General features: G+C 60.9%; 7 protein-coding genes and 1 pseudogene. 6 read left to right on the forward strand and 2 right to left on the reverse strand.

What is annotated here, in order from left to right; all coding sequences use genetic code 11:
• Positions 1-49: 49 nt before the first annotated feature.
• Both ACNA0J_RS20810 and ACNA0J_RS20815 read right to left on the reverse strand, forming a co-directional pair.
• Complete coding sequence (locus tag ACNA0J_RS20810) at positions 50-1150, reverse strand: CobW family GTP-binding protein (protein ID WP_415820779.1); 1101 nt, start codon at positions 1148-1150, stop codon at positions 50-52.
• Between the two features lie 358 nt (positions 1151-1508).
• Positions 1509-2021, reverse strand: a complete 513-nt coding sequence (locus ACNA0J_RS20815) for a Fur family transcriptional regulator (protein WP_415820780.1) — start codon at positions 2019-2021, stop codon at positions 1509-1511.
• 327 nt (positions 2022-2348) lie between these two features.
• On the opposite strand from ACNA0J_RS20815, the gene ACNA0J_RS20820 reads away from it, so the two are divergent.
• The 6 genes and pseudogenes from ACNA0J_RS20820 to ACNA0J_RS20845 all read left to right on the forward strand — a co-directional run.
• A complete protein-coding gene (locus tag ACNA0J_RS20820; RefSeq protein ID WP_415820781.1) occupies positions 2349-3098 on the forward strand; it encodes a metal ABC transporter ATP-binding protein in 750 nt (249 codons plus the stop codon).
• Positions 3099-3123: 25 nt separating this feature from the next.
• On the forward strand, positions 3124-3999 hold the full coding sequence (locus ACNA0J_RS20825) for a metal ABC transporter permease (protein WP_415820782.1): 876 nt from the start codon (positions 3124-3126) through the stop codon (positions 3997-3999).
• 10 nt (positions 4000-4009) lie between these two features.
• The coding region (locus ACNA0J_RS20830; protein WP_415820783.1) for a metal ABC transporter solute-binding protein, Zn/Mn family at positions 4010-4494 on the forward strand (485 nt) is incomplete at its 3' end.
• Between the two features lie 2 nt (positions 4495-4496).
• Positions 4497-5134, forward strand: a pseudogene (locus tag ACNA0J_RS20835) (metal ABC transporter solute-binding protein, Zn/Mn family); the annotation flags it as partial.
• 5 nt (positions 5135-5139) lie between these two features.
• Entirely contained in the window at positions 5140-5766 is a 627-nt protein-coding gene (locus tag ACNA0J_RS20840) for a DUF1007 family protein (RefSeq protein ID WP_415820789.1), read from the forward strand.
• On the forward strand, positions 5766-6725 hold a 960-nt coding region (locus ACNA0J_RS20845; RefSeq protein WP_415820784.1), incomplete at its 3' end, for a nickel/cobalt transporter. The genes ACNA0J_RS20840 and ACNA0J_RS20845, both read left to right, overlap by 1 nt.
• Between the last annotated feature and the right edge of the window lie 80 nt (positions 6726-6805).

Consider the following 6805-nt stretch of genomic DNA (forward strand, 5'->3'; position numbering starts at 1 on the left):
TCCACTATGAATCGATCCTGGCGCGATTGCGCGCGTCCGGATTGCGGCGTTAGCCCGCCAGGCACTGCTCCAAGCCCCGGGTGAAAATTTCCTGGGGCAGCTTGCGGCCGATAAAGACCATCTTGGTAGACGGCTTTTCGGCTGCGGTCCACGGCTTGCCGGGTTCGGCACCCATCATCATATGCACACCCTGGAACAACATGCGGCGGTTGATGCCTTTCATGTACAGGATGCCTTTATAGCGCATGAGGTCGGGACCATAGACCTGCACCACACCGCCGAGGAATTCTTCCAGCCGTGCGGGATCGAACGGCTTGTTTGAGCGGAAGACGAATGCACCGATTTCGTCGTCGTGATGGTGATGTTCGTGATGGCAATGCGCCCCGCATTCGCCTTCGTGGTCATGATCGTGATCATGATCATGGTCGTGGTCATGACCGTGGGCGTGGCTGTGCGCCGCGTCGGGGTGCTCATCGGCCAGGAAATCCGGGTCGATGTCGAGAATGGAATTCAGATTAAAGCCGCTGATGTCGATGATGGACTTCAGATCGACTTCGCCAAAATTGACCGGCGTGATGGGTGCGCGCGGATTGATGCGCACCAGACGGGCACGCAACGCCTCGTAGTCGGCCTCGTTGACCAGGTCCTTTTTGGAGACCAGGATACGGTCGGCAAAACCGACTTGTTTTTGAGCCTCGGACTGGGCATCCAGCGTCGCCATGCCATGCTTGGCGTCGACCACCGTGACAACGGCGTCCAGACGATAGTATTCGGCGATATCGTCATCCATGAAGAACGTCTGGCACACGGGGCCGGGGTTGGCCATGCCAGTGGTCTCGAGGATGACGCGTTCGAAAGTGAGCTCGCCCGCCACGCGCTTGGCGCGCAGTTCGGCCAGCGTGCGCATCAGGTCACCACGTACCGTGCAGCAGACGCAGCCGTTGCTGAGCTCGATGATTTCTTCCTCGCTATCCTGCACGAGCAAGTCGTTGTCGATGCTCTCCGGCCCGAATTCGTTTTCGATGACGGCAACGCGGCGGCCGTGGAATTCGGTCAGAATGCGCTTGAGCAGGGTGGTCTTGCCTGCACCGAGAAAGCCGGTGAGGATGGTGACGGGAACCATTTTGTCCAAACTGCGCTGGGTATTCATGGCAAGGCGGTAATCTGAGAGCCTCAGGCACACGAGTGCGTCCAAGGCATAAAACAACAGGCGGCCGCGGTTGCGACCGGACGCAGGATTACAGCACAGTAAGGGCAGGTGGGCAAACCCCGGGACAACCCCCGGCACCGCACTGCTGTTACAGGCATAAAGCGGCGCTGTAATCCATTCGATGCAGTTATATGGGGATGTATGGCTGCATTTCAAGGGGGAGCGTCCATCTACCGTGCATAGAGGACGGATTGCCCGCCAATTCCCCCATATGCTGCGCCGCAGCAACAGGCAGACTAACAGATGGTTCCATCATGCCGGCAAATGACACCCGACTCGCCCGGCCGGGCAAGCCGTTTCAATGCGTATGGCCGTGATGATGGCGATGGCCGGCATCGGCCGGCTGTTTTTGCTGGCATTGGGGGCAGAGCGCCCGGATTTCGGTTTCGTGCGTGGCCAGGGCAAAGCCCGTCAAGGCCACTCGATCGGCCAATTGTTGGCTCATGGCAGGGTCGCTGACCTCGGCCACGGCTCCGCAGCCGGTACAGACCACCAGCAAATCATGCGGCGCACCCGCCGCGTCGTGACAGGCGGTCCAGGCATTGACCGCGTCCAGACGGTGAATCAGGCCCTCGTCCATCAGAAAGTCCAGCGCCCGGTAGACCGTAGGGGGCGCTGCTCCCGGGTGCTCGGCGCGCATGGCGTCCAGGAGTTCGTAGGCTTTGAGGCTGCGGCCGTGGCGCAGGAGCAATTCCAGCACTTTACGGCGAATAGGCGTCAGCCGGCGGCCGCGCTGGGCGCAGAGCGATTCGGCGATATTGAGTTGTTCGCCAATAGAGTCAGGGCGAGCGGAGCGGGGCGGGGTGGGCATTGATCGTGGCAGCCGGATAGCGCCGGACAGGCAATCCCGCGAAGGTATCAGAAAACGGGCCGTACGGGGAGCGCCAAGCCGGTCTTACTCATATTTGTTATGATATAACATATCTAATTGAATGAATAAACAGCCCTGCCCCCGAGAGCGGGCTGTACGCGTGGATATGTCTCATATTGTTTCCCCTGCGGCGGCTCGTTCTCGTGGATCAGCGCTGCGGGCCTCTGTTTTTTCCCGGTTGAGTATCGCGGCAGCGGCCGCAATGGTCTTGTGGGCGTTGACCGGATGGGCCATGGGCTGGTGGGCTGCTGCGTGAGCGGGATGGCGATGTCTATTCTCGAGGCGGCGGTGGATACAAGCGTGTCCGGCGATCCCGTGATCGCGTTGCGTGAAGCGGCCTTCGGTTGGCGCGGCCGGGCGGCTGTGCAAGCCGTGTCCGGGCATTTTGATCGCGGCTCCATGACTGCCATTGCGGGGCCCAATGGCGCGGGAAAGTCCACTTTACTCAAAGGCATCGTCGGATTGATGCGTCCTTTGGCCGGCCGTCTGGATATCGACCCACAGGAACGTCGCCGTCTGGCATGGTTGCCGCAGGCGGTGGAGATGGACCGTTCCTTTCCTATTACCGTGCTGGACATGGTAGCGATGGGCGCATGGCGCCGTGTGGGCGCCTGGCGTGGTTTTGGTCATACGGAAACGCAGCGGGCCTGGCAGGCGCTTGAGACTGTCGGACTGGCCGATGAGGCGGGCCGCATGGTCGGTGCATTGTCAGGCGGGCAGATGCAACGGGCTTTGTTTGCCCGTCTGATGTTGCAGGACGCTCAAGTGCTGTTGCTGGATGAGCCTTTTGCGGCTGTCGACAGCCACACCGCCGATGTATTGATGCAATTGCTATGCGAGTGGAATCGGGAAGGTCGCACCGTCGTGGCCGTTCTGCATGATCTGGCCATGGTGCGTGCGCATTTTTCGCAGACTTTATTGCTCGCAGGGCGGCAGATCGTTTGGGGACCGACAGCCCAGGTACTGACGGCCCGCAATTTGGCGGCAGCGCGCGGCGCGCTTCAGGAATGGTTGTGAGGCGCGGCATGGAGAGGGGATTCCGATGACGCTGTTGGACTGGACCGTGGCGCCGTTCGTCGACTATGCCTTTATGCGGCGGGCGCTGGCGGGTACGTCGGCGGCTGCATTGGGTGCGGCGCCGCTTGGCGTCTTTTTGGTGTTGCGTCGGATGAGTCTGATGGGCGACGCCATGTCGCACGCGATTTTGCCGGGTGTGGCAGCGGGCTTCTTGCTGTCGGGCCTGTCGTTGTGGGCGATGCTGCTGGGCGGCTTGATCACCGGTTTGCTGGTCGCGGTACTGGCGGGCGTTGTTGCCCGGCTGACCCCTTTGCGCGAAGACGCCAGTTTCGCGGCGTTTTATTTGATATCGCTGGGGCTGGGCGTATTGCTGGTGTCGATGCGCGGCTCGAATATGGATCTGCTGCACGTGTTGTTTGGCACCGTGCTCGGTCTGGACGATGCATCCCTGCTGCTGGTGACCAGCGTCGCGAGTGTGACATTGCTGGCGATGGCGGTGCTGTATCGGTTGCTGGTGGCCGAATGCCTGGACGCGGGTTTTCTACGCGCCTGCGCAGGCCGAGGCACGTTGGCGCATATGGCCTTTCTTTTCCTGGTCGTCGTGAATCTGGTGGCCGGGTTTCAGGTGATGGGGACGTTGATGGTGGTGGGCATGATGATGTTGCCTGCTGCTGCCGCGCGTTTCTGGCTGCCGACCGTGGCGGGACAAATCGTCTTGTCGGCGATCCTGGGAGTCGTCGCAGGCCTCTCTGGCCTGCTGTTCTCCTATCACTACAACTTGCCTGCATCGCCCGCCATCATTCTGGCGGCCGGACTGGCGTATCTGGTTTCTGTGGCTTGCGGGCCGCAGGGTGGGTTATTGCATGGCCTGATGGCTCATGGCCGCACCCGTTTTCGCTAAAGGAAGAACGATGCACAACTATTCTGCCGCGCAGGCACGGCGCCGTATATTGATGATGTTGACGTTGGGGGCGGCCAGTGTGTGTGCGCCCATCATGGCGCATAGCGCCGAACCCTTGCGAGTGGTCGCCAGCTTTTCGGTGTTGGGCGATATGGTGCGTGAAATCGGCGGCGACGATGTGTCGGTGACAACATTGGTCGGTCCCGATGGTGATGCCCATTCGTATGAACCCACGCCGGCGGCCGCACGCGAATTGAAGGCGGCCAGCGTCCTGGTAGAGAACGGACTGGATTTCGAAACGTGGCTGCCTCGCCTCGCGAAAGCCGCGGACTTTTCCGGTGCCACCATTGTCGCTACGAAAGGAATCACGCCGCGCAAGATGACCGAGCAGGAAGCAGATGGTCATGACCATGGTGATGGCGACGCGCATGACCACGGCGACGACAAGAAGCCGACTCAGAGCGATAACGGCGCGCACGGTCACGATCATGATCANNACGACCACGACCACGACCACGACCACGACCACGACCACGACCACGACCACGACAATGATCATGATGCCTCGCACGACCATGCGGCAGGAGGTCACCATCATCACCATGGCGATCATGATCCGCACGCCTGGCAAAGCCTGAAGAACGGTGTCGTCTACGCCCGCAACATCGCAGAGGGCCTGGCTGCCGCCGACCCAGCGCACGCAGCGGCCTATCGCCAACGTGCACAAACCTATATCGCACGCATCGAGGCCTTGGACGCACAGATTCGCAAGACCTTTGCCTCCATCCCGGCCGAACGTCGCCAAGTGGTCAGTTCGCACGACGCCTTTGGCTATTTCGGTGACGCCTATGGTGTGCGATTCATTCCGGTGGCCGGCTTGTCCACCGACGCCGAGCCCTCGGCGGCCGATATGGCGCGCATCATCGAACAGGTCAAACGGGAGCACGTGCCTGCCGTGTTTGTCGAAAATGTCAGCAGCCCGGTTTTAGTCCAACAGATCGCGCGCGAAACGGGGGCACGTACCGGTGGTACGCTCTACTCCGATGCGCTGGCTCCGTCCGGACAGCCGGCGGCGACTTATCTGGGGATGTTTGAATGGAACGCGCGTCAGCTTTCCGAGGCCTTGCAGCCGTGATGATCATGGCTTGTGCCACACCGGTGGCGCAGGCTCATCCACATATGTGGATAGACGCTCGCGCACGTATCGCCTTTGACGCAGAAGGCCGAATGACGGCGATCCAACAAGATTGGCTGTTCGACGAAATGTTCGGCGCTTACACGACTCAAGGCCTGGAAAAAGGTCCCGATGGCAGCCTGCCCGCCAAAACCCTGCAGGGTATGGCGAAAGATTGGATGCAGGCTTTGGGTGAACCGATTTCACACTATTTCACGCAGGCGAGCGTGAACGGAAAGCCCGTGGCGTTCGCCGAACCACGTGACGCCGTAGTGAGCTGGGATACCAAATCGCAGCGATTGACACTGTCCTTCACGCTGCCTCTCGCTCAACCCATGGTTCCGGATAAACAGGGCGTGCAGTTCGATATCTACGATCCGACGTATTTCGTCGCCTATGACTTTGGTGCGCCGGGTGCGGTGTCATTGATCGAGGCGCCGAAATCCTGTCAGCAATCCTATCGGCCGCCCGGTGAACTCGATTGGCAAACCATGCAGAAATTGGCGGCGATCCCTGCCGAGGCGGAAACCGTACCCGATGAGTTGCTGGCCATCACGAAAGGACTGACACATCGAATCGACGTGAGTTGCTGATGAGGAAGGTAAATGCGGCGGTGTTGGCATGGGCATTGTTGCTCTGGCTGCCGCCTTTGGCGGGATGGGCTCAGAGCGCGCATCCATTTGGAGTGCCGGAAAGCGGAGGCGCCGTGGCGGGGCCAGGCTGGCTGAGCGGTCTATTTGCGCAGATCTCCGCGTGGCAATCGCATTTCTATAGACAGCTCACCGGTGCGGTACGCGCCTGGCAGGCCGACGGAACGGCCGCCTGGGGCTTGTTAGGCCTCTCGTTTGCGTATGGCATATTCCATGCGCTGGGCCCAGGCCATGGCAAAGCCGTGATTGCTTCGTATGTCCTGGCCAATCGCCAGACCGCTCGCAACGGCGCGTTGCTGGCACTCTTGGCTGCGCTATTACAAGCCCTGGTCGCCATTATGCTGGTCGCTGTCATGGCCTGGCTGTTGCACGCGACGGCACCAGAAATGAATCGCGCCACGCGCTGGCTGGAAACCGCGTCATACGCATTGATCACGCTGTTGGGAGCATGGCTGGTCTGGAGCAAAGCGCTGCGGCCTTGGCTGCGCCGAGCGGACCATCGCCATGTCCATGGTGCAGAGCAGGGGCATGCGCACGGAGCCGCGCATGATGATCATGGTCATCACCATCATGACGACTGTGGTTGCGGGCACGTGCATGTCCCATCGCCCGATCAAGTCGCTGGTGCGCTGGACTGGCGCAAAGCCATGTCGGCCATCCTCGCGATGGGATTACGGCCATGCAGTGGCGCGCTCATTGTCTTGGTCTTTGCGTTGTCGCAAGACTTCTTCGCAGCGGGGATAGCCGCCGCGTTGGCCATGGGGTTGGGGACGGGGCTTACTGTTGCTGCATTGGCGGTTTTTGCCGTTGTGGCGGCGGGGGCTGCTACGCGGGTGGGGGCTTATGCTTCTGCTGTCTGGATGACTCGGGTGCGTGTGGCGATTGAGGCGGCGGCGGCGGTGNTTGTGTTGCTGCNGGGGGTGTTGTTGTTGGGGGGGCAGNTTNGCGGATGAGGGTTTAACGTCATTTCCCGTCTCGACTA

This window comes from Bordetella tumbae (genome assembly GCF_965139195.1).
Lineage (GTDB): Bacteria > Pseudomonadota > Gammaproteobacteria > Burkholderiales > Burkholderiaceae_B > Bordetella_A > Bordetella_A tumbae.

Bases quoted from the DNA above. Each gene is read 5' to 3' on its own strand.
- ACNA0J_RS20810 (WP_415820779.1), bottom strand. From the start codon at position 1,150: ATGAATACCCAGCGCAGTTTGGACAAAATGGTTCCCGTCACCATCCTC.
- ACNA0J_RS20815 (WP_415820780.1), bottom strand. From the start codon at position 2,021: ATGCCCACCCCGCCCCGCTCCGCTCGCCCTGACTCTATTGGCGAACAA.
- ACNA0J_RS20820 (WP_415820781.1), top strand. From the start codon at position 2,349: ATGTCTATTCTCGAGGCGGCGGTGGATACAAGCGTGTCCGGCGATCCC.
- ACNA0J_RS20825 (WP_415820782.1), top strand. From the start codon at position 3,124: ATGACGCTGTTGGACTGGACCGTGGCGCCGTTCGTCGACTATGCCTTT.
- ACNA0J_RS20840 (WP_415820789.1), top strand. From the start codon at position 5,140: ATGGCTTGTGCCACACCGGTGGCGCAGGCTCATCCACATATGTGGATA.